General features: G+C 65.3%; 24 protein-coding genes. 11 read left to right on the forward strand and 13 right to left on the reverse strand.

The annotated features are described in order from the left end of the window. Positions 1-139: 139 nt before the first annotated feature. From thrB to JW897_RS01765, 3 genes are read right to left on the reverse strand one after another with little or no spacing between them, the layout of a single operon-like run. Positions 140-1,084, reverse strand: coding sequence for a homoserine kinase (thrB, locus tag JW897_RS01755; RefSeq protein WP_205464978.1), 945 nt, complete (start codon positions 1,082-1,084; stop codon positions 140-142). Positions 1,085-1,094: 10 nt separating this feature from the next. Further along, entirely contained in the window at positions 1,095-1,442 is a 348-nt protein-coding gene (locus tag JW897_RS01760; protein ID WP_231589214.1) for a DUF2782 domain-containing protein, read from the reverse strand. Positions 1,443-1,447: 5 nt separating this feature from the next. Next, on the reverse strand, positions 1,448-2,176 hold the full coding sequence (locus JW897_RS01765) for an LOG family protein (RefSeq protein ID WP_048413174.1): 729 nt from the start codon (positions 2,174-2,176) through the stop codon (positions 1,448-1,450). Positions 2,177-2,191: 15 nt separating this feature from the next. Between JW897_RS01765 and polA the strand changes: the two genes are divergently transcribed. From polA to JW897_RS01795, 6 genes are all read left to right on the forward strand, one after another. Beyond that, a complete protein-coding gene (gene polA, locus JW897_RS01770) occupies positions 2,192-4,960 on the forward strand; it encodes a DNA polymerase I (protein ID WP_205464979.1) in 2,769 nt (922 codons plus the stop codon). Positions 4,961-5,142: 182 nt separating this feature from the next. Then, positions 5,143-5,679, forward strand: coding sequence for a GspH/FimT family pseudopilin (locus JW897_RS01775; RefSeq protein WP_053077253.1), 537 nt, complete (start codon positions 5,143-5,145; stop codon positions 5,677-5,679). Continuing rightward, positions 5,663-6,103: a hypothetical protein gene (locus tag JW897_RS01780; protein ID WP_205464980.1), complete on the forward strand. Its 441-nt coding sequence runs from the start codon at positions 5,663-5,665 to the stop codon at positions 6,101-6,103. The genes JW897_RS01775 and JW897_RS01780 overlap by 17 nt, the downstream gene beginning before the upstream one ends. A gap of 2 nt (positions 6,104-6,105) precedes the next feature. Continuing rightward, complete coding sequence (locus JW897_RS01785) at positions 6,106-6,957, forward strand: prepilin-type N-terminal cleavage/methylation domain-containing protein (protein ID WP_205464981.1); 852 nt, start codon at positions 6,106-6,108, stop codon at positions 6,955-6,957. Beyond that, positions 6,954-7,637 carry a hypothetical protein gene (locus JW897_RS01790; RefSeq protein WP_205464982.1) on the forward strand — a complete coding sequence of 228 codons (684 nt, stop codon included), beginning with the start codon at positions 6,954-6,956 and terminating at the stop codon, positions 7,635-7,637. The genes JW897_RS01785 and JW897_RS01790 overlap by 4 nt, the downstream gene beginning before the upstream one ends. Further along, positions 7,634-8,059 carry a type IV pilin protein gene (locus JW897_RS01795; protein WP_205464983.1) on the forward strand — a complete coding sequence of 142 codons (426 nt, stop codon included), beginning with the start codon at positions 7,634-7,636 and terminating at the stop codon, positions 8,057-8,059. The genes JW897_RS01790 and JW897_RS01795 overlap by 4 nt, the downstream gene beginning before the upstream one ends. Here JW897_RS01795 and JW897_RS01800 read toward each other — a convergent pair. Genes JW897_RS01800 through metX form a run of 4 tightly spaced genes read right to left on the reverse strand, consistent with a single transcriptional unit; the run spans position 8,056 to position 11,468 of the window. Continuing rightward, on the reverse strand, positions 8,056-8,406 hold the full coding sequence (locus JW897_RS01800) for an MliC family protein (protein WP_205464984.1): 351 nt from the start codon (positions 8,404-8,406) through the stop codon (positions 8,056-8,058). The two genes, JW897_RS01795 and JW897_RS01800, sit on opposite strands and share 4 nt — an antisense overlap. Further along, entirely contained in the window at positions 8,403-9,671 is a 1,269-nt protein-coding gene (locus tag JW897_RS01805; RefSeq protein WP_205464985.1) for an AmpG family muropeptide MFS transporter, read from the reverse strand. The genes JW897_RS01800 and JW897_RS01805 overlap by 4 nt, the downstream gene beginning before the upstream one ends. Before the next feature lie 52 nt (positions 9,672-9,723). Then, positions 9,724-10,329: a methionine biosynthesis protein MetW gene (metW, locus tag JW897_RS01810; protein WP_048413182.1), complete on the reverse strand. Its 606-nt coding sequence runs from the start codon at positions 10,327-10,329 to the stop codon at positions 9,724-9,726. After that, the gene (gene metX / locus JW897_RS01815; RefSeq protein WP_205464986.1) at positions 10,326-11,468 is read right to left on the reverse strand and encodes a homoserine O-succinyltransferase MetX; all 1,143 of its coding nucleotides are present in this window, start codon (positions 11,466-11,468) and stop codon (positions 10,326-10,328) included. The genes metW and metX overlap by 4 nt, the downstream gene beginning before the upstream one ends. Positions 11,469-11,690: 222 nt before the next feature. Here metX and JW897_RS01820 point away from each other — a divergent pair, with 222 nt between their 5' ends. The 4 genes from JW897_RS01820 to JW897_RS01835 all read left to right on the forward strand — a co-directional run bounded on the left by JW897_RS01820 (position 11,691) and on the right by JW897_RS01835 (position 14,537). Continuing rightward, on the forward strand, positions 11,691-11,873 hold the full coding sequence (locus tag JW897_RS01820) for a protein MIGRI (protein WP_048413183.1): 183 nt from the start codon (positions 11,691-11,693) through the stop codon (positions 11,871-11,873). Between the two features lie 88 nt (positions 11,874-11,961). Further along, complete coding sequence (gene mnmL / locus JW897_RS01825; protein ID WP_205464987.1) at positions 11,962-12,897, forward strand: tRNA modification radical SAM protein MnmL/YtqA; 936 nt, start codon at positions 11,962-11,964, stop codon at positions 12,895-12,897. 73 nt (positions 12,898-12,970) lie between these two features. After that, entirely contained in the window at positions 12,971-13,888 is a 918-nt protein-coding gene (gene msrP / locus JW897_RS01830; protein WP_205465206.1) for a protein-methionine-sulfoxide reductase catalytic subunit MsrP, read from the forward strand. Between the two features lie 10 nt (positions 13,889-13,898). After that, positions 13,899-14,537, forward strand: a complete 639-nt coding sequence (locus JW897_RS01835) for a protein-methionine-sulfoxide reductase heme-binding subunit MsrQ (RefSeq protein ID WP_205464988.1) — start codon at positions 13,899-13,901, stop codon at positions 14,535-14,537. On the opposite strand, the gene JW897_RS01840 is transcribed toward JW897_RS01835, so the two are convergent. After that, a complete protein-coding gene (locus JW897_RS01840) occupies positions 14,506-14,811 on the reverse strand; it encodes an antibiotic biosynthesis monooxygenase (RefSeq protein ID WP_205464989.1) in 306 nt (101 codons plus the stop codon). The genes JW897_RS01835 and JW897_RS01840 overlap by 32 nt on opposite strands. A gap of 101 nt (positions 14,812-14,912) precedes the next feature. Between JW897_RS01840 and ybaK the strand changes: the two genes are divergently transcribed. Next, complete coding sequence (ybaK, locus tag JW897_RS01845; RefSeq protein ID WP_048413240.1) at positions 14,913-15,395, forward strand: Cys-tRNA(Pro) deacylase; 483 nt, start codon at positions 14,913-14,915, stop codon at positions 15,393-15,395. Here ybaK and JW897_RS01850 read toward each other — a convergent pair. From JW897_RS01850 to JW897_RS01870, 5 genes are all read right to left on the reverse strand, one after another. Continuing rightward, complete coding sequence (locus JW897_RS01850; RefSeq protein ID WP_205464990.1) at positions 15,379-16,140, reverse strand: substrate-binding periplasmic protein; 762 nt, start codon at positions 16,138-16,140, stop codon at positions 15,379-15,381. The two genes, ybaK and JW897_RS01850, sit on opposite strands and share 17 nt — an antisense overlap. A 73-nt stretch (positions 16,141-16,213) precedes the next feature. Next, on the reverse strand, positions 16,214-17,659 hold the full coding sequence (locus tag JW897_RS01855; RefSeq protein ID WP_205464991.1) for a 4Fe-4S binding protein: 1,446 nt from the start codon (positions 17,657-17,659) through the stop codon (positions 16,214-16,216). Further along, positions 17,656-18,480 carry an FTR1 family iron permease gene (locus JW897_RS01860; protein WP_048413188.1) on the reverse strand — a complete coding sequence of 275 codons (825 nt, stop codon included), beginning with the start codon at positions 18,478-18,480 and terminating at the stop codon, positions 17,656-17,658. Before JW897_RS01860 ends, JW897_RS01855 begins: the two co-directional genes overlap by 4 nt. A 66-nt stretch (positions 18,481-18,546) precedes the next feature. Further along, entirely contained in the window at positions 18,547-18,882 is a 336-nt protein-coding gene (locus tag JW897_RS01865) for a cupredoxin domain-containing protein (RefSeq protein ID WP_048413189.1), read from the reverse strand. A 125-nt stretch (positions 18,883-19,007) separates the two neighbouring features. Then, entirely contained in the window at positions 19,008-19,550 is a 543-nt protein-coding gene (locus tag JW897_RS01870; protein WP_048413190.1) for an iron transporter, read from the reverse strand. Between the last annotated feature and the right edge of the window lie 113 nt (positions 19,551-19,663).

A 19,663-nucleotide genomic window follows, 5' to 3' on the forward strand; every position in this document is an offset into this window, starting at 1 on the left:
TAATCTAAGTGCAACATTTAAAACAGGAAAACTATCAACATCATAAAATCAATAATGCTTGCCATCAGCATAGAGCAAGACTGTAAGTCTGCAAAGTGACAACTGGGAATTCGTCAGTGGGATGGGAGCGAGTGTGCCATTAATGCCGCAGCCAGAACTCGCCGCGCGAGCGATGCGCCTCCAGCACGGTTTGGAAGACGCCGGGGTCCTTGGTGTAGGTCATCTCGCCCGCTGTCGGGAAATGCAGGTCCTGCAGCCGCGACACCCAGAAGCGCAGCGCGGCGGCGCGCAGCATCAGCGGCCAAGCCCGTTCCTCCTCCGCGGTGAGCTCGCGCTCCGACTGATAACCGTCTAGCAGCGCGGCGGCGCGCTCGTTGTCGATGCCGTGGTCCGCGTTGCGGGCCCAGTCGTTGACCGCGATGGCCAGATCGTAGAGCAGCACATCGTTGCAGGCGTAGTAGAAGTCGATGAAGCCGGCGATGCGGTCGCCGTCCAGCAGCACATTGTCGCGGAACAGGTCGGCGTGGATCACGCCCGAAGGCAAGTGATCGAAGCGGTGGCTGTCCTGAAACTGCACCTCCTCGCGCAGCAAGGCGGCGGCGTCTTCGTCCATGCGGGGGTAGACCTGGCGCGCGGTTTCGCTCCACCAGCGCGGGCCGCGCGGATTGGCCATTTTGCCGGGGAAGGTGGCGCCGGCGATATGCATCTGCGCCAGCATTTCGCCGACTGCGCGGCACTGCGCCGAGGTGGGCTGCGCGACGTCGGCGCCGTCCAGGCAGCTGACCAGGCAGGCCGGCTTGCCGGCCAGCATCGAGGCGAACTGGTCGGTGTTGTCGGCCACCGGCGCCGGGCAGGCCACGCCGTGGCGCGCCAGGTGGCTCATCAAGGTCAGGTAATAGGGCAGTTCCTGCAGCTTCAGCGCCTCGAACAGCGTCAGCACATAGCGGCCGTGCGTGGTGGTGACGAAGTAATTGGTGTTGGTGATGCCGGAGGCAATGCCCTGCAAGTCCAGCAACTGGCCCAAGGTGTAGCGCTTGAGCCATTCCTGCATCTGGTCATCGCTGACCGTGGTGTAAACCGACATAGTGGCCCTCTCAGAACCGGATCAGCACCCAGCGCGGGATGATGATGCGGTTGGCGGGGTCGATCTGCTTCATGGTGCCGGAGCCGTTGTCGTCCATCAGGTAATAGGGCACGCCGTGCGACGGAGTCACCTTGACCATGTAGAGATGGCCGTTGAGCCGGTATTCCTCGATCTTGTCCTCGCCCTTCTGGATGATGCGCACCTCCGGTTCCGCGGTGGCGGCGCTTTGTTCGCTGATCGTCGGCGGCGGCGGCACCGGGGTCTTGGCGGGGGAGGGCGTATCGGCCCAGGCGGCTGTCAATGGCAGCAGGGCGAGGGCGGCGAGCAGGCGGCGCATGGCGTGGTCCTTGATTGTCATCAGTGTTAAAGGTGCAGCAGTTGTTCGCGCTCTTCGGGCAGCGCTTCAAAACCGCGGGTTTCGTAATGTTTGAAGATAGTTTCGACGATTTGCCGCGGATCGTCGATCAGTTGGATCAGATTCATGTCCTCGGGATTGATCATGCCTTCGCTGATCAAGCGGTCCTTGACCCAGTCCAGCAGGCCTTCCCAGAACTCTCGGCAGCACAGGATGATGGGAATCTTGCGGCTCTTGCCGGTCTGGATCAGCGTCAGCGCCTCGAACATCTCGTCCAGCGTGCCGAAACCGCCCGGCATCACCACATAGGCGATGGCGTGTTTGACGAACATGACCTTGCGGCTGAAGAAGTGGTTGAACTTGATGCTCAGGTCTTGGTATTCATTGGGTTTCTGTTCGTGCGGCAACACGATATTCAGCGCCACCGACGGGCTTCTGCCGTAGAATGCCCCTTTATTGGCGGCTTCCATGATGCCGGGGCCGCCCCCGGAAACGACGGAGAAGCCGGAGTCCGACAGCAGGCGGGCGACTTCTTCGGTCAATTTGTAATACTTGTGGTCGCGCGGCGTGCGCGCGCTGCCAAAGATGCTCACTGCCGGCATGATGCCTTGCAAGGCTTCCGCCGAATCGACAAACTCCGACATGATTTTCATCACATGCCAGGCTTCGCGGGAACGGAAACGCTGCATCATCGCGTGACGATCACTGGTTTGCGGTAATTTATCGGACAAGCTCATATTCTGCCTCTTTTTATGAAAACACTGTTATTGATCGACGGCTCTTCTTATTTGTACCGCGCCTTTCACGCGATGCCCGATTTGCGCTCTCCGGATGGCCGCCCGGTGGGGGCTGTCTACGGCATGGTGAACATGCTCAGGCGGCTGGAGAAGGAAGTGCAGTTCGATTATAGCGCCTGCGTTTTCGACGCCAAAGGCAAGACATTCCGCGACGACCTTTACCCCGAATACAAGGCCAATCGCCCGTCGATGCCGGAGGAACTCGCCTCCCAGATTACGGCGGTCCATGAGGTGGTGCAAGCCTCGGGCTGGCCGATGCTGGTGGTGCCGGGAGTGGAGGCCGACGACGTGATCGGCACGCTGGCGCGCGCCGGCGCCGCCGCCGGCATGCGGGTGATCATCTCCACCGGCGACAAGGACATGGCGCAACTGGTGAACGGCCAGGTGTCCATCGTCAACACCATGACCAATGAAACCTTCGACCGCGACGGGGTCAAGGACAAGTTCGGCGTGCCGCCGGAATTGATCGTCGACTATCTGACCCTGATCGGCGACAAGGTGGACAATGTGCCGGGCGTCGACAAGTGTGGGCCCAAGACCGCGGTCAAGTGGCTGGAGCAGTACGGCAGCCTGGACGCCGTCATCGCCCAGGCGGCGGAAGTAGGCGGCAAGGTGGGCGAGAACCTGCGCGCGGCGCTGGATTGGCTGCCCAAGGGCCGCGAGCTGATCACCATCAAGTGCGATGTGGATCTGAACGCGGACATGCCCTATGGCCTGGACAGCCTGCAGCACGGTCTTAAGGACAAGCCGCGTCTGGCCGAGCTGTATCAGGGCTTGGGCTTCCGCACCTTTTATCGCGAGGTGAGCGAGGGCGAGGAGATGCCGGCGGTGGCGCAAACTACGGCCGGCGCGCAGGGTGACGATCTGTTCGCCATCGAGGCGGCGCAAGACAGCCCGGCCCTGCCGGAGGCAGTGGCGGAGCGGCGCTATGAAACCATTCTGGACGCCGCGCGGTTGGACGCCTGGCTGGCCAAGCTGGCGGCGGCGGAGGTGGTGTCGCTGGACACCGAGACCACCAGCCTGGATCAGATGCAGGCGCGCATCATCGGCGTCAGCTTCTCGGTGCGCTCCGGCGAGGCCGCCTATCTGCCGCTGGACCACCACTACGCCGGCGCGCCCGAGCAATTGGATCTGGAGCAAAGCCTGGCCAAGCTCAAACCCTGGCTGGAGGACGTCGGCAAGAAGAAGTGCGGACAGAACCTGAAGTACGACCGCCATGTGTTCGCCAACCACGGCATCCGCCTGGCCGGGGTGGTCGACGACTCCCTGCTGGCTTCCTACGTGGTGGAAAGCCATGAGCGCCACAATATGGACGATCTGGCGCGCCGCCATCTGGGCGAGTCCACGGTCAGTTACGAGGAGATTTGCGGCAAGGGCGCCAAGCAGATCGGTTTCGGCGAGGTGGACGTGGACACCGCGTCCAACTACGCGGCCGAGGACGCCGACATCACGCTGCGCCTGAATCAATACTTCTCCGGCCTGTTGAGCGGCCGTTTGCGAGAAGTCTACCGCGACATCGAACTGCCGGTGGCCGAGGTGCTGTTCGACATGGAACGCCACGGCGTGTTGATAGACCGCGAGCGGTTGGCGGCGCAAAGCCATCAACTGGGCACCGAGATGCTGAAGCTGGAAAACCAGGCCTACGAATTGGCCGGCCAGCCGTTCAACCTGAACTCGCCCAAGCAATTGCAGGAAATCCTGTTCGGCAAGCTGGGCATTCCCACCAAGGGCGTGAAGAAGACCCCGTCCGGCGGCTACTCCACCGACGAATCGGTGCTGGAGGCGCTGGCGCTGGACCACCCGCTGCCCAAGTGCATCCTGGAATACCGGGGCCTGGCCAAGCTCAAGTCCACCTACACCGACAAATTGCCCCAGCTGATCAACGCGGCCACCGGCCGCGTGCACACCAATTACGCGCAGGCGGTGGCGATCACCGGGCGGCTGGCCAGCTCGGATCCCAATCTGCAGAACATCCCGGTACGCACGCCGGAAGGCCGCCGCGTGCGCGAGGCCTTCATAGCGCCGCCCGGGCATGTGATCGTCAGCGCCGACTATTCGCAGATCGAACTGCGCATCATGGCGCACCTGTCGGACGACGCCGGCATGCTGCAGGCCTTCGCCAGCGGCGAGGACATTCACCGCGCTACCGCCGCCGAGGTGTTCGGCGTGACGCTGGAGCAGGTCAGCGCCGACCAGCGCCGCGCCGCCAAGGCGATCAACTTCGGCCTGATCTACGGCATGAGCGCGTTTGGCCTGGCCGCGCAGCTGGACATCGAACGCAGCGCCGCGCAGCAGTACATCGACCGCTACTTCATGCGCTACCCGGGCGTGGCCGAGTATATGCAGACCACGCGCGAAACCGCGCGCGAGCAAGGCTATGTGGAAACCGTGTTCGGTCGCCGTCTCTACCTGCCGGAGATCAAGTTGTCGAACCCGGCGCGCCGCGCCGGCGCCGAACGCGCGGCGATCAACGCGCCGATGCAGGGCACGGCGGCGGATCTGATCAAACTGGCGATGATCGCGGTGCAGAACTGGCTGCGCGACGACGCCTTGGGCAGCAAGCTGATCATGCAGGTGCACGACGAACTGGTGCTGGAAGTGCCGGAAGCCGAGTTGGAACTGGTCAAGCGGCGTTTGCCGGAGATCATGGCCGGCGTGGCCAAGCTCAAGGTGCCCTTGCTGGCGGAAGTGGGCGCCGGGGAAAGTTGGGAAAGCGCGCACTGAGCGGGAGGCGCGCCGCAGTCTGAAAGCCAGCCGGGCAGGCTGGCTTTTTTCATGCCCATGTCGTTTTGCTGGTCCTGGCCTAAATGCCTGGCTCAACCGACGTTTACGGGAACAAGATCGGTTCCGTTCGCATGGGTTTGCTAAATATATTAGCTAACCCCCAATGAGACGGAGTGCCTGCCATGCGAGCTCAGATCGGCTTCACCCTGATTGAGGCGATGACGGTCCTGGCGATCCTCCTGCTGTGCCTGGCGATCGCCGCGCCGGGCCTGGGCCGTTTGTTGTCGACGCAGCAATTGCGCAGCCACGCCCAGGCGATGGCCAATCTGCTGCACTTCGCCCGCAGCGAGGCCCTGCGCAGCAACCGGCCGGTATTCGTGTGCGCGGCCAATCTGAAGCGGAATCTGCAATTGCAGGGCTGCGCCAGGCAGCGGCAGGTGTGGGACCGCGGCGCCCTGGTGTACGCGGACAGGGATGGCGGCGGCCAAGCCGGTTACGACAGCCAGGAACGCTTGCATCTGCTGGTGTTCGCCGCGGGCAGGGTCAGGGTGCGGGTTGGGCGCGACCAGCTGTCCTTCCTGCCCAACGGCAGGCTGGAGCGCGGCCAGGGCGTGAACCTATGGCTGGAAAGCCCGTTGTCCGGCCAGTGCTTGCTGCTGCAGGTCAGCGGCCATGGCCGGGCGGACATAGGCAAGGCGGACCGTGGCTGCCCGAGCTGAGGCCGCCGTCCGCGGCGGCGCTTTGCTGGAAACCATGCTGGCGCTGTTCGTGGTCATGGTGTCCATGCTGGCCCTGTCCTCGGTGCAGCTGCGCGCGCTGCTGCACGGCCGCGACGCTGTGCTGCGGGCGGAGGCGATCGCGGCGGCGCTGGAACTGGGAGAGGCGGCGCTGCTGTGGCCGGAGGCGGGGGAGGCGTCCGCGCAAGAGCAGGCGGATTGGGCGCGCTTGCGGCAGCGGCTGGAAGGTTTGGGAGACGGCGTGATCGAGGCGCGGCAGTGCCGCGGCGCGCTGGACGCGATGACGGAGGCGTGCGCGCAGCAGGAGGGCGCCGTCGTCTATCTGCGGCTGACTTGGAACGACTCGGTCGGAGAGGACTCCGCCCGTGCCGCGCGTCGTTACGCGCTGGCCCTGGACGCGCCTTAGTCGTGGCGACCGGCCGGCGCGACCAGGGGTTTTCCCTGGTGGAGATGATGGTGGCGATGAGCCTGGGGCTGCTGGTGTTGGCGCTGGCCTTGCAAGGCGCGCTGACGATGCAGGGCAGCCTGCGAGCCGTTGAGCGTGCTTTGCGGCGGCATCAGGATGGGCAATTCGCGCTGGCGCAATTGGCGGAGAGTTGGCGCAGGCACGGGCGTTTCGCTTGCGCGCAGGCGGCGGAGTCGCCGGGACGCGGGTTCGACGCGCCGGAAGGCATGCGTTTTCGCTACGGCGTCGACGCGGCGACGGCGTCGGTGACGGAGGACGCGACGCGGACCACCTTGCGCTGGCAGGGAGGGGCGGATTGGGAAGAGGCTGCGCTGGCCAGTTGCGCCAGCCTGAGGCTGTTGAAGTCGGGCGAGCCGGGGCTGGAATGGCGGAGGGAGGGCGGCGCGCATGCGTTGGCCTGGGAGGGAGCGGCGGAAGCCGGGCCGCTGCGAGGCGCGGATCTCGCCTCCTTGGAAGTTTTGGCTATCGCCTCGCAGCGTTACGTCCTGCGCCGCGACGGCGACGGCAACGCGCTGTGGCTGGAGGAAAGCCTGTCCGGGCGGACGGCGGAGCCGCCGCAATTGCTGGCGACGGCCGTGACGGCGCTGCGGCAGCGTTTTGGCGTTCGCAGCGCTTGCCGGCCGCTGACGCTGGTTTGGCGGGAACGCGCGGATCAGCTGAGCGCGGAGGATTGGAAGCGGTTGTCGCGGGTGGAGCTGGCGCTTGAGATGCGGTCGGACGGCGGCAGGCAGGGATGGACCACGGTGGTGGCGTTGACGCCGGCGCTGCCGTGCGCGCTGGAGCCGGGCGGATGAGGTCCCGGCCGCGCGGCGCGGTGCTGTGGCTGATTCTGCCGCTGCTCAGCCTGCTGACGGTGCTGGCGCTGGGAACCGCGCGTTCGGTGGCGGCGGAGCAGCGCGCCACGCGGAATCTGGCGGAACAGCGGGCATTGGCTCTGGCGGCGTTGCAGGCCTTGCGGGCGGCGGAACGGCGGACCTTGGATTTGAATCTCCGTTTCGAGGACGGTCTGAGGGGAGAAAGCGGCGTTCCCTGGCGGGGCGACGGCCGCGGTCTGGGTTGGTTCATGCCGGATTGCCTATCCAGCGTCGGCGGCGTCGGTTACGGCTTGTGCGCGACCGAGCCCGATTTATGGCGCCGCAGCGTGCTGATCAACGGGGCGCAGTGGCCGTTATTGCATCCTTGCGGGCCCAGCCGCCCGCTTGAGAGCGCGGCCGGCCGGCCGCCGGCGTCCTGCCTGCCGGCGCGGTCGCGCGCGGGACAGCGTTGGAGCCCGCCGCGCTATGTGCTTGAGTTGCTCAACCCGGCGTTTCGGTTCGCCGGCGTCGACGGCCGCTTGTACCGGATCAGCGTGCGGGTCTGGGGCGAGAGCGAGCGCGACGCATTGACCGTGCAGAGTTGGTTCTGGGCCGGCGCGGGCGCGCAGGCCGGCCGCGGCGGACGCTTGAACTGGCGGCGGCTGGAGGAGGCGGAATGAGAACGCCAGCGGGGCTGAGCTTGCTGGAGTTGCTGACGGCGATGGCGGTGACGGCCATTCTGGCCGCAATGGCCTGGCCGGCCTATCAGCAGCAGATATTGCGCGGGCAGTTGGCGGAGGCGCGCGCGGCGCTGTTGGAGAATCTCCATTTCGTCCAGCGCTGGCATTTGGAAAACCGCACGCGGTCCGCGACCTGGCCGCCGCTGCCGCGGCCCGGCACCCGCGATTTCGACATTCGGCTGGGCAGCGTCAGCCTGGGTTCGGACAGCGCGGGGCAAGCCAGTTTCCGTTTGCTGGCCAAGCCTAGGGCGGGGCACCGCTTGGCTGGGCGCTTGCAGTTGAGTCTGGATCAGGACGGCAATTTATCGCAGTGTGGGCCGGATGAGTCCGGCCCGCAATCTTGCGTGGCCTGGGGAGATTAAGTGCCGTCGGCCGTTGCCGGCACCTGGATCTTGCGGCAGCCTTGCGCCAGCACGCGGCCGCCGCGAGTGGTCAGGCGCGCCTGCTCGTCCAGCAGCGACCAGATCAGTTGTTGGCTGACGTAACGCTCGCCCTGGGCGACCTTGGCCGGCGTCAGCCGGTAGCGGTGATGGTTCCAGTTCAGCTGGATGGCGGTGCCGCTTTGCTGCTGCGGATACTCCACCACCACCATTTTGCTGCCGTTGCAGCGGTATTTGACGGTTTGCATGGCCGTGTCGGCGGAGGCCGACGCGGCGCAGGACGCGCTCAGCAGCGTTGCGCAGAGCAACGCTGGTTTCCATGCCTTCATGCTCCCTCCTTTTCCCTCCATGGGGCCACTTTCAGCAACAACACCATGCCGGGCAACGCCAGCGCGGTGCATAACAGGAAAAAACTGGTCCAGCCTATGGCGTCGATGATGTAGCCGGTGGAGGCGTTGGCCAGGGTGCGTGGCACCGCCGCCAGGCTGGTGAACAAGGCGAACTGAGTGGCGGTGTAGGCCGGGTGGGTGCTCTTGGCGATGAAGGCGACGAAGGCGGCGGTGCCGAGACCGACGCCCAGCGCTTCGAAGCCGATGACCACGGCCAGCATGCTCAGCTCATGCGCGCCGATGGAGGCGAAGCGGCCGTAGCTGGCCAGCCAGGCGAAGCCCAGGATGGACAACACCTGCACCACGCCGAAGGCCCACAGCGCGCGGTTGATGCCCAGCTTGATCATCCACAGGCCGCCGAGCAGGCCGCCTATCACCGCAGGCCACAGCGCCGCGTGCTTGGCCACCAGGCCGATCTGGGATTTGGCGTAGCCCATGTCCAGGTAGAACGGCGTGGCCAGCGAGGTGGCCATGCTGTCGCCCAGCTTGTACAGGAAGATGAAGCCCAGAATCCAGGCGGCGCCTTGCCAGCCCTGACGGGTGATGAACTCGTGGAAGGGCTCGACCACGGCTTCGCGCAGCGTCTTGGGCGCCTGGCCGGCGAGCTTGGGCTCGCTGACCTTCAGCGTCATCAGCAGGCCGGGGATCATGAACAGCGCGGTGATCAGGAAGACCCGGTCCCAGGGAATGTGGTCGGCCAGGATCAAGGACAGCGAGCCGGGCACCAGGCCGGCCAGCCGGTAGGCGTTGATGTGGACGGTATTGCCCAGGCCCAGTTCGTTGTCGCTGAGGATTTCGCGGCGATAGGCGTCCAGCACGATGTCCTGGCTGGCGGAGAAAAAGGCCACGCCCACCGCCAGCGCGGCGATGCTCCAGATGTGCTGGGCCGGGTTGAACAGGCCGAAGCCGGCCATGGTAACGATCAGCGCCAGCTGGGTCAGCAGCATCCAGCCGCGGCGGCGGCCCAGCAGCGGGGGCACGTAGCGGTCCATCAGCGGGGACCACAGGAATTTCCAGGTGTAGGGCAGGCCGATCAGCGCGAACAGGCCGATGGCCTTGAGGTCGACGCCTTCGCTGCGCAGCCAGGCGGGAAGCAGGTTGATCAGGGTGTACAGCGGAAGACCGGAGGCGAAGCCGGTGAAGACGCAGATCAGCATCGTGCGCGAGAAGACGTCGCGCCGCCAGTCTATGGTTGTGTTGCTCATGGGCAGGCCAGTTTCTACGGATCGCGCGGCGGGACCGGCCCGCCGCTTGTTGTTATTGGCGCGCCACCCGGTAGAAGGCCAGGCTGCCGCGCAGATTGGGCATGAAAGTCACCCGTTTGACCCCATTCATCACCACGCGTTCCACCACGCGCAGCCGATTCTTGGCGCACAGCGCTTCGAAGTCGCCGAGCATGCACCAGTGAATGTTGGGCGTATCGTACCATTGGTAGGGGATGGTGTCGGAAACCGGCATGTGGCCCTGCAGGATCTGCCAGCGGTTTTCCCAGTAGCCGAAGTTGGGAAAGGTGACGATGGCTTCGCGGCCGACGCGCAGCATTTCGTTGAGGATCTGCTCGGTCTCGCGCATTGCCTGTATGGTCTGCGATAGCACCACGTGGTCGAAGGCGTCGCCGTCGAATTCGGCCAGGCCGGTTTCCAGGTCGCCTTGCAGCGCGTTGACGCCGGAGGTCACGCATTTGACGACATTGCCGACGTCCAGGTCCACGCCGTAGCCGACCACCTGTTTGTTGCGGCCCAGCCAGGACAGCAGCGCGCCGTCGCCGCAGCCCAAGTCCAGCACCCGGCTGCCGGGCGCGATCCAGTCGGCGATCAGGCGCAGGTCGGCGCGCAGCGGCGCCGTGGTTTGCGGGGCGTTCATGCTTGCACCTCCCGCGCCACGCGGTCGAGGTAGGCGCGCATCAAATGGACATAGGGTTCGTCGGTCATCAGGAAGGCGTCGTGGCCGTGGACGGATTCGATCTCGGCGTAGGACACCGGCCGGTTGGCGGCCACCAGCGCCTTGACGGTTTCGCGCGAGCGCTCCGGCGAGAAGCGCCAATCGCTGGTGAAGCTGGCCACCAGGAATTGGGCGCTGGCCTTTTTCAGCGCGGCGACCAGGTCGCCGCCGAAGTCCTTGGCCGGATCGAAGTAGTCCAGCGCCTTGGTCATCAACAGATAGGTGTTGGCGTCGAAGGCGTCGGAGAATTTGTCGCCCTGATAGCGCAGATAGGACTCGATCTCGAACTCCACGTCGTAGCCGAAGCGGTATTCGCCGGAGCGCAGCATGCGGCCGAATTTCTCGCCCATGCCGTCGTCGGACAGATAGGTGATGTGGCCGAGCATGCGCGCCAGGCGCAGGCCGCGCCTGGGCAGCGCGTCGTGGGCGTAGAAGTCGCCGCCGTGAAATTCGGGATCGGTGATGATGGCCTGGCGCGCCACGTCGTTGAAGGCGATGTTCTGCGCCGACAGCTTGGGCGCGGACGCGATCACCAGCGCGTGGGCGATGCGTTCCGGGTAGTCGATGCTCCATTGCAAGGCCTGCATGCCGCCCAGGCTGCCGCCTATCACCGCCGCCCAGCGCTCAATGCCCAGCCGGTCCGCCAGTCGTGCTTGGCTGGTGACCCAGTCCGCGACGGTGACGACGGGAAAGTCGGAGCCCCAGGGCCGGCCGGTGGCAGGGTTGGGGCTGGAGGGGCCGGTGCTGCCGTGGCAGCCGCCCAGATTATTGACGCCGACCACGAAGAAGCGGCGGGTGTCTATGGGCTTGCCGGGCCCCACCATATTGTCCCACCAGCCGGCGGTCTTATCGTCCGCCTGGTGGCGACCGGCCACGTGGTGGTGGCCGGACAGGGCGTGACAGATCAGGATGGCGTTGCTTTTGGCGGCGTTGAGCTCGCCATAGGTCTCGAAGCACAGCTGGTAGCCGGGCAGGACGGCGCCGCTGTTCAGCGGCAAGGGGGTATCGAACACGGCGGTCTGGGCCGCGACGATGCCGACGGAGTCGTGGGAGTCGGACATGATGACTTGAGTGCCTCTTTTGCTATTTTCGGCATGCGCGGCGCGGGCCGCGCGCATGCTGTCGCTCCGCCGGCGGCCGGTCGGTGCCGGCCATTCTCGCTTCGGAGCCTCCTGTAGGCTACAGCCAGGACTTTAGCATGTCTTGCGCCGGCGGCGACAGCGCGTCTTGCCAGCGGCGCCGGCGCGCCGGATAATCGGGCGACTTTTCTTCGCTGGCCCGCCATGTTCGGTCGTCTCTTCAAGTTCTTCGTGCTGTGCGGCGTCTTGCTGATGCTGGCGCGCTGGCTGCTCAACCGCCGTCAGCGGCAGAGCCTGCACGAGCTGTTCAGCACGCTGGCGCTGGCGCTGCTGCTCAGCGCAGGGCTGTTTTCGCTGCTGTATCTCTTGGGCTGGCACCGCCTTTAATCGCTCTCGCCGCGTCCATTCTTGATCCCGCTCAGCGCCGCCGGGCGGCCCGCTTGCTAGACTGCCCGGCTTTGGGCTTTGTTTGGCGATGGATCTGACCCGGCATCTGCATACCTTTGGTTATTATCTGAAGCGCCGCTTCGGCCAGCCGGTGCACAAATTGTCGCTGGCCGGCGATTTCACCTGCCCCAACCGCGACGGCACGCTGGGACGCGGCGGCTGCACCTTTTGCAATGTGCGCAGCTTCGGCCGCGATCCGGCGGCCTTGTCGATCAGCGAGCAGCTGGCGCGGGAGAAGGCCAAGACCGACCGCGCGCGCCGTTATCTGGCTTATTTCCAGGCTTATACCAGCACCTACGCCGAAACCGAGCAGCTGCGCCGCTTGTACGACGAGGCGCTGGCCGGCGCCGACGTGGTGGGCCTGTGCGTCGGCACCCGGCCGGACTGCGTGCCGGACGCCGCGCTGGCCTTGCTGGCGGAATACCAGCAGCAAGGCGGCGAGGTGTGGCTGGAACTGGGCCTGCAGACCGCGCACGACCAAACCCAGGCGCTGATCCGGCGCGGCCACGGCCTGGCCGAATATCGCGACGCGGTGCGGCGCGCTCACCGCCACGGTCTCAAGGTCTGCGCTCATCTGATCGCCGGGCTGCCCGGCGAGGACGCGGCCGCCGTCCACGCCTCGCTGGCCACGGTGCTGGACATCGGCGTGGAAGGGCTGAAGCTGCATCCGCTGATGGTGGTGCGCGGTTCGCGGATGGCGGCGCAATACCGGCGCGGCGAAGTGGCGCCGTGGAGCCTGGCCGACTATGCCGAGGTGGCGACCAGCCTGATCCGCCATACCCCGCCGCAAGTGATCTATCACCGGGTGTCGGCCACCGCGCAAGCGCCCACCCTGATCGCGCCGGACTGGTGCGGGCCGCGCTGGACCGCCTTGCAGGCGATAGGCCGGCTTCTGGCGCGCGACGGCGGCCAGGGCAGCGCCTTGGGACAGCCCTGGCGAGCGGACGCGGAGGAGCTTGCGTAAATTATCGGCGTGGTCGATTGTCAGATTCAGGAGCCGCTCCCGACTCATGGGGGTAGAGACCGGAGACATCGCCATGCTGATCAAGAAACCCGCCGACATCCCGCCGTCGGACATCACGCCGGAAGGCGCGTACCTGAACCGCCGCCACTTCATGCTGGGCAGCGCCGGCCTGCTGTTGTCGGCCGAGACGCTGGCGGCGCTGGCCGCCAAGAAAAGCCCGCTGTCGACGCTGGCCGGCAACGACAAGGCCAATAGCCTGAAAGAAATTGCCGGCTACAACAATTTCTATGAATTCGGCACCGACAAGTCCGACCCGGCGGCGAACGCCGGCAGTCTGAAGACTCGTCCCTGGAACATGTTGGTGGACGGCGAAGTGGCCAAGCCGCGCAGCTTCGGCATCGAGCAGCTGCTGAAATTCCCGCTGGAGGAGCGCGTCTACCGGCTGCGCTGCGTCGAAGGCTGGAGCATGGTGATTCCTTGGGTGGGCTTTCCGCTGGCCAGCCTGCTCAAGCAGATGAACCCGACCTCGCGCGCCAAGTACGTGGCCTTCGAAACCCTGCAGCGGCCGGCGGAAATGCCCGGCCAGCGCGGCCGGGTGCTGGACTGGCCTTACCGCGAGGGCTTGCGCATCGACGAGGCGATGCACCCGCTGACCATTCTGGCCGTCGGCCTGTACAACGATGTGCTGCCCAATCAGAACGGCGCGCCCATCCGCCTGGTGGTGCCGTGGAAATACGGTTTCAAGAGCATCAAGTCCATCGTGCGCATCCATTTGCAGGAAACCATGCCGGCTACCAGCTGGAATCTGGCCAATGCGCGCGAGTACGGCTTCTATTCCAATGTGAACCCGGAAGTGGACCACCCGCGTTGGAGCCAGGCCAGCGAGCGCCGCATCGGCGAGTTCTTCAAGCGCAAGACGCTGATGTTCAACGGCTACGGCGATCAGGTGGCGGGCTTGTACCGCGGCCTGGATCTGCGCAAGAACTATTGATGGAGCGGGGATGACGACTTTGCGCCTGAAACCCGCTTCCGCCCGTCCGGCCGACCGCGCGCTGGTCTGGTTCAAATGCCTGCTGTTCGCGGTCTGTCTATTGCCTCTGGCGCGCGCCGCCTGGATCGTGCTGTCCGGAGAGGCGGTCAATCCGGTGGAGTTCATCACCCGCTCCACCGGCACCTGGACCCTGGTCTGGCTGCTGGCGACGCTGGCGATGACGCCCTTGCGGCGCTTGGGCGCCGGTGGCTGGCCGCTGAAGTGCCGGCGCATGCTGGGCTTGTTCGCCTTTTTCTACCTGAGCCTGCATTTCCTGACTTATCTGTGGCTGGACCAATTCTTCGATTGGGCCGGCATCGTCAGGGACATCTATAAACGGCCCTTCATCACCGTAGGCTTCGCCGCGCTGCTGCTGTTGACGCCGCTGGCGCTGACGTCCACCCAGGGCTGGATGCGCCGGCTCAAGCGCAACTGGGGCCGGCTGCACCGGCTGGTGTATCCGGCGGCGCTGCTGGCGGTGATCCATTACTGGTGGCTGGTGAAGAAAGACCTGAGCCAGCCGCTGATTTACGCGACGGTGCTGGCCTTGCTGCTCGGACTGCGGCTGTGGTGGCGATTCAGCCGGGCGGCGGCGGATAGACCCGGCTGAAGTGTTCTACTGTCGGAAAAGGCTGATAGAAGTGATGTAGGCTTTGCTTCCATTCAAGATAGTCGGCGGACTGGCGGAAGCCCTGCTCATGAGCTTCCACGCTAGTCCAGCGAACCAGCAGCAGGTATTTGTCATCATGTTCCAGGCAGCGTTGCAACTCATGACCCAGATAGCCTGGAGCGGCTGCGATGAGCTTTGAGGCGTGGACAAAAGCTGCTTCGAACTCTGGCCCGAGGCCTGGCTTGATGTGCAGCAAGGCAGCTTCCAATATCACGGCACGGTTCCCTGAGTGGAATAGGTACGCATAGTGTCCGGGTTTGCCTGATGGCGCGCAAGCTTCTACAGTGGCGTTTTGTTTTTTAGGCTGTGAAGATCATGTCCAAGGAAAAGGCCCCGGTCACCCAGGCGATCCGGGTATTGCGCGAGCATCAGGTCAGCTATAGCGAGCACTTGTACAAGTACGAGGAAAAAGGCGGCACCACGGTGTCGGCGCGCGAACTGGGCGTGGACGAGCACGCCGTGATCAAGACCTTGATCATGGAGGACGAGAACAAGCGGCCCTTGATCGTGCTGATGCACGGCGACCGCGAGGTGGGCACCGGCATGCTGGCCAAGCAGATCGGCGTCAAGAAAGTCCATCCCTGCGACCCCAAGACCGCGGACAAGCACAGCGGCTACCAGGTGGGCGGCACCAGCCCGTTCGGCACCCGCCATGCGATGCCGGTGTATATGGAGGCCAGCATCGTCGAGCTGGAGCGCATCTATATCAACGGCGGCAAGCGCGGCTTTCTGATCGGGGTCGACCCCAAGGAGGCGCAGCGGGTGCTGAAGCCGGTTCTGGTCAGCGCCGCGGCTTGAGTTCGGGGAAGTTGCGCTGGTAGATGGCCTGCAAGCTGCCGTCGGCCTGCATCGCCAGCAAGGCCTGGTCGATGGTGAGCCGCAGTTTGGCGATGTTTGGGTAGCTGCGCGAATACATCAGCGATAGCGAAGTGGCCTTGTCCAGCGGCGTGGGAATGTAGGCGAAGTCGCGTTCTTGGCCGGCGGCCTGGGTGCGGATCAGGAACAGGCCGCGCTCCAGCGTCAGCGGCGCCAGATCGAGATGGCCGGCGCGCAGCAACTTGATCGCGCTTTCCTCGTCATTGGTGTTCAGCGTGTTCAAGTGGTACTGCTGGAACAAAGGTTGGTACCAATAGCCTAGTTGCACGCCGATGCGGTAGGCGCGCAAGTCGGCCAGACTGCGAAAAGCGCCGGGAGGATGGGCGAGTCGTGGCTTGTAATAGAAGAAGTAGCTGCTGCTGCGGATCAGCGGCGGGGAAAAATCAAAGTCGCGCAGCCGCTCCGGCGTCGGCCGGTAGGGAAAGGCCGCCGCGGCGCGGCCGGCCTTGATGGCGGCCTCGGCGCGAGGCCAGCTCATATAGTGAAAACGCGCCGTGTAGCCGGCGCGCCGGCAGGCCTGGCGCACCATGTCGGCGAAGACGCCGTCGGCGGTGAAACTGCGCGACACATAGGGCGGCCACTCGCCGGTGGCGAAGTCTATCGCCGGCGTCTCGGCGCGCGCGGGCGCGGCCAGGCAGTAGAGGACAAGCAGCAGCGGACGCCACATGGCGCGACTCCAGGATCAGGGTGGGAGCATGTTTTGTTATCGCACAGCGCCCACCCCGCCGCCAGCCGGGCGGCTACCACCACCAGAACATGAAGCCCCAGGCGGCGTCCACCAGGGCCAGCGCCGCCAGCAAGGGAATCAGGGCCAGCGCCTGGCGCCAGCCGGAGCACCAGCGCGCCAGGATGGCGCGTCCCAGCCACAGCGACCACAGATTGGCGCCGGCCAGCAAGGCCAGCCGCGCGTCGTTGGCCCAGAACATCGGCACCCCTTCCGCCTTCAGCAGGGTCACCGTCAGCGCCGACAGGCCAAGGAACACGCCGCAGCCGGCCAGCGGGATCAGGCCCTGGGCCAGGTGGTGCAGGCGCTGCAGCCGCCAGGGGCCGGCGATGCGCACGCCGGCGGCCAGGCAGAGCAACAAACCGCTGCCCAGCACCAGCGCGGTGGCCAGCACGTAGCTGATCAGCGCCGCACCGTCCAGCCAGGAGAACACGTCGTTGTGTTGCGGGTAATGGGTCAGCAGCCACCACGGCGCCTCGGTGTCCAGCGGCCACAGGATGTCGCGGTCCACCAGCCATTCCGCCGCCGCCTGTTTCATGGCCACGAACCAGGGGCTCATGGTCCAGTGGAAGGCGCCCATCGCCACGCCCAAGAGGCCGTAGACGATCAGCGCGGTCTGCCAGCCGTCGGCCTCCTTGGCGGCCACCTTGACCACTTCCTCGGTGGGCGAGCGCAGGCTCAGCTCGATGGCGTCGCGATGGCCGCTGCAGCGGCCGCACATATGGCAGCCGCTGCCGCCTTGCATATGGCGCAGCGGTTGCAGCGGCGCGCAGTCCACCGTTTGAATCGGGAAGGTCTTGTCCTGAGACGCCTTCCAGGCGGCTTCGTCCACCCGGTAGTGCATGGGCGCCAGCTTGGACAGCAGGCCGAACACGCCGTTGACCGGACACAGGTGGCGGCACCAGGCGCGCTTGCCGCGGGTGTAGATGAAGCCGACGATTACCGCGGCCACGGTGGAGCCGCCCAGCACCAGCAGCGCGGCCTTAGGGTATTGGTAAACGCTGACCAGCTGGCCGTAGATGGTGGTCAGCGCGAAGGCGACGAAGGGCCAGCCGCCCCAGCGCATCCAGCGCGGGATGGGTCGGCCCAGCCCTTTCTTGGCCGCCCATTCGGACAGCGCGCCTTCCGGACACAGCACGCCGCACCACAGCCGGCCGAACAACACCATGGACAGCAGCACGAAGGGCCACCAAATGCCCCAGAACACGAACTGGGCGAAGATGGTCAGATTGTTCCAGATCCGGGCGGTATCCCCAGGCAGCTCCAGGCAGGCCGGCACGATCAGCAAGGCGGCGTAGACCAGCACCACTCCCCATTGCAGCGCGCGCAGCAGGCCGGCGTGATCCCGCAGCCACAAGCCGACGGCGGCCATGAAACCCTGGGCCGTCGGCTGGCGACAGGAGCCGCCGGCGCGCGCGGCGACGTCGGCGGAGCGGGGAAGCGGCGGACGGGCGGATTTCATGCGGCCAGCGTCTGTTTGCGGTTGCGCCACTGGAACAGCGCCCAGATCGTCGCCCAGAACAGCGCGTAGGCGAGCAGGCTCATCAAGGCGGGGTGGGCGCGATAGCCGGTGAGCGAGGCGATGACGCCGCCGGCCGGGCTCATGTCGTCAAGCAGCGCGGAGCTGTCCCACAGCGGGTCGACCAACGCCGGCAGGATGTCCATGGAGATCAGCTTTTCCACGCCGCTGAGGAAGAGCGAGGCACCGAGCAGCAGCAGCATGATTTCCGTGATGCGGAAGAACAGCCGCCAGGACAGGTATTTGCCGCCCAGCTGCAAGAGATAGAAGGTCAGGAAAGCCAGGCCTAGGCCGATCACGGCGGCGAAGCTCATGCTGGCCAGCGTGGAGCCGTCGGCCTCGGCCAGCATGCCGTAGAGAAAGACCACGGTTTCGCTGCCTTCGCGGGCGATGGCGATGGCGGCCAGCAAGGTGACGCCCCACCAGTTGGCGCTGCTGGCGTTTTCGCGCAGGCCGGCCTCCAGCTCTTTCTTCAGCGTGCGGCCATGCTCGCGCATCCACAGCACCATGTGCACGATCAGCGCGGCGGCGGTGAACACCATCACCGTCTGGAAGATGTCCTGCGCGCCGGCCATCAGGCTGCTGGCGGCGAACAGAGCCACCGCCAGGCCGACGGCGGCGAGCAGGCCCAGCGCCACGCCGGCCCACAGATAGCGTTTGCCGGCGGCGCCGGCCGGGTTCTGGTTCATCCAGGCGTTGAGAATGCCGACGACCAGCAAGGCCTCGACGCTTTCGCGCCAGACGATGAAAAGGACTTGTCCCATGTATATGCTCCTGCTTACGGCGGTAAACGGCTGGGAGGCGGTCAAGCGTCTCCGGCAGCGCGGCGTTTACTTGGCGACGATGACGCCCTGGCCGGTCTTCATGTGAAATTCGTCAAAAAACTTGTATTCGCCGGGGGCCAGCGGTTGGAACACCAGGAAGGATTCCGCGCCGGGGCCGAGCACCTTTTCCTTGCGCAGCGGCGTGCTTTCGAATTCCGCCGGGGTCTTGCCGGCGTTGATCACTTCGACCTTGAATTTCTTGCCGGCCGGCACCACCAGGCGGGCGGGAGTGAACACGCCGTCCTTCATCACCAGCTTGAACACCGGCATCTCGTCGGCGAGGACGGACATCGACACTAGGCAGGCCGCGATGGCGGCCAGGAGCATGCGCGCGAACTTCATCGGAAAGGGTCTCCGGATTGAAAACAGCGCAGGCGAGGGCATGCGCTGTCTTATTTTAACGCATGAGAATGACTGACGTTTACATTCTCATTCGCATTAATCCTGTTTTTGCAAGAACAACGGGATTAATAGCCGCCTTTTTTGCCGATGCCGGCATAAGTGAACTCATAGTTCAGTTCGAAGGGCTTGAACCACGGGCCCACGCCGGTTTCCTTGTCGATGTGGCGGCCGAAGTGGGCGTGCTGGTTGGCCGACGGCGGCATGATGGTGTATTTCAGCTTGTATTTGCCCGGGCCTTGCAGCTTGATGTTGTCGCCGTAGTGTGGGCCGTCGTTGGCCACCATCGGCATCAGGTCGCCTTTGAGCACCTCTTTGCCGCCCACCTTGCTCAGTTCGTACTTGACCACCAGGTAAGGCATCCACGCGCCTTCTTCGAAGCCGTTCGGGTTGTTCTTGGTGGCGTGGATGTCGGCTTCCAGGTGGATGTCGGATGCCTCGGCCTTGCGCATCATGCCTTCCGGTTCCATCTTGGTCGGCTGCAGGTAGACCGCGCCGATCTCCATGCCGTTTTTCAGCGCGGGCTTGCCGATCGGGTATTCCTTGGCCATGGCGGCTGCCGAGGCGGTCAGTGCTGCGGTGGCGATAGCCAGTTGGACAAAGCGACGCATAGTGTTTCCTTTTGGTTTCAATTGAATAGGGCACTGCTCTGGCCCGAGCGGGCCGCTTGGCGACGCAGGAGGTCGACCGGGCGGATAAGCGCTTTATTGTAGTAAGGCATTGG

Origin of the sequence: Chromobacterium alkanivorans, assembly GCF_016937655.1 — a bacterium.
In the GTDB taxonomy this organism is placed as follows: domain Bacteria; phylum Pseudomonadota; class Gammaproteobacteria; order Burkholderiales; family Chromobacteriaceae; genus Chromobacterium; species Chromobacterium alkanivorans.

Excerpts from the sequence above, each read along its gene's own strand:
- JW897_RS01820 (WP_048413183.1), top strand. The coding sequence starts at position 11,691 with ATGTTCGGTCGTCTCTTCAAGTTCTTCGTGCTGTGCGGCGTCTTGCTG.
- ybaK (WP_048413240.1), top strand. The coding sequence starts at position 14,913 with ATGTCCAAGGAAAAGGCCCCGGTCACCCAGGCGATCCGGGTATTGCGC.
- JW897_RS01855 (WP_205464991.1), bottom strand. The coding sequence starts at position 17,659 with ATGAAATCCGCCCGTCCGCCGCTTCCCCGCTCCGCCGACGTCGCCGCG.
- JW897_RS01790 (WP_205464982.1), top strand. The coding sequence starts at position 6,954 with ATGAGGTCCCGGCCGCGCGGCGCGGTGCTGTGGCTGATTCTGCCGCTG.
- mnmL (WP_205464987.1), top strand. The coding sequence starts at position 11,962 with ATGGATCTGACCCGGCATCTGCATACCTTTGGTTATTATCTGAAGCGC.
- JW897_RS01765 (WP_048413174.1), bottom strand. The coding sequence starts at position 2,176 with ATGAGCTTGTCCGATAAATTACCGCAAACCAGTGATCGTCACGCGATG.
- JW897_RS01760 (WP_231589214.1), bottom strand. The coding sequence starts at position 1,442 with ATGACAATCAAGGACCACGCCATGCGCCGCCTGCTCGCCGCCCTCGCC.
- JW897_RS01795 (WP_205464983.1), top strand. The coding sequence starts at position 7,634 with ATGAGAACGCCAGCGGGGCTGAGCTTGCTGGAGTTGCTGACGGCGATG.
- JW897_RS01805 (WP_205464985.1), bottom strand. The coding sequence starts at position 9,671 with ATGAGCAACACAACCATAGACTGGCGGCGCGACGTCTTCTCGCGCACG.
- msrP (WP_205465206.1), top strand. The coding sequence starts at position 12,971 with ATGCTGATCAAGAAACCCGCCGACATCCCGCCGTCGGACATCACGCCG.
- JW897_RS01800 (WP_205464984.1), bottom strand. The coding sequence starts at position 8,406 with ATGAAGGCATGGAAACCAGCGTTGCTCTGCGCAACGCTGCTGAGCGCG.
- thrB (WP_205464978.1), bottom strand. The coding sequence starts at position 1,084 with ATGTCGGTTTACACCACGGTCAGCGATGACCAGATGCAGGAATGGCTC.
- metX (WP_205464986.1), bottom strand. The coding sequence starts at position 11,468 with ATGTCCGACTCCCACGACTCCGTCGGCATCGTCGCGGCCCAGACCGCC.
- JW897_RS01860 (WP_048413188.1), bottom strand. The coding sequence starts at position 18,480 with ATGGGACAAGTCCTTTTCATCGTCTGGCGCGAAAGCGTCGAGGCCTTG.
- JW897_RS01835 (WP_205464988.1), top strand. The coding sequence starts at position 13,899 with ATGACGACTTTGCGCCTGAAACCCGCTTCCGCCCGTCCGGCCGACCGC.
- polA (WP_205464979.1), top strand. The coding sequence starts at position 2,192 with ATGAAAACACTGTTATTGATCGACGGCTCTTCTTATTTGTACCGCGCC.
- JW897_RS01850 (WP_205464990.1), bottom strand. The coding sequence starts at position 16,140 with ATGTGGCGTCCGCTGCTGCTTGTCCTCTACTGCCTGGCCGCGCCCGCG.
- JW897_RS01870 (WP_048413190.1), bottom strand. The coding sequence starts at position 19,550 with ATGCGTCGCTTTGTCCAACTGGCTATCGCCACCGCAGCACTGACCGCC.
- JW897_RS01865 (WP_048413189.1), bottom strand. The coding sequence starts at position 18,882 with ATGAAGTTCGCGCGCATGCTCCTGGCCGCCATCGCGGCCTGCCTAGTG.
- metW (WP_048413182.1), bottom strand. The coding sequence starts at position 10,329 with ATGAACGCCCCGCAAACCACGGCGCCGCTGCGCGCCGACCTGCGCCTG.
- JW897_RS01775 (WP_053077253.1), top strand. The coding sequence starts at position 5,143 with ATGCGAGCTCAGATCGGCTTCACCCTGATTGAGGCGATGACGGTCCTG.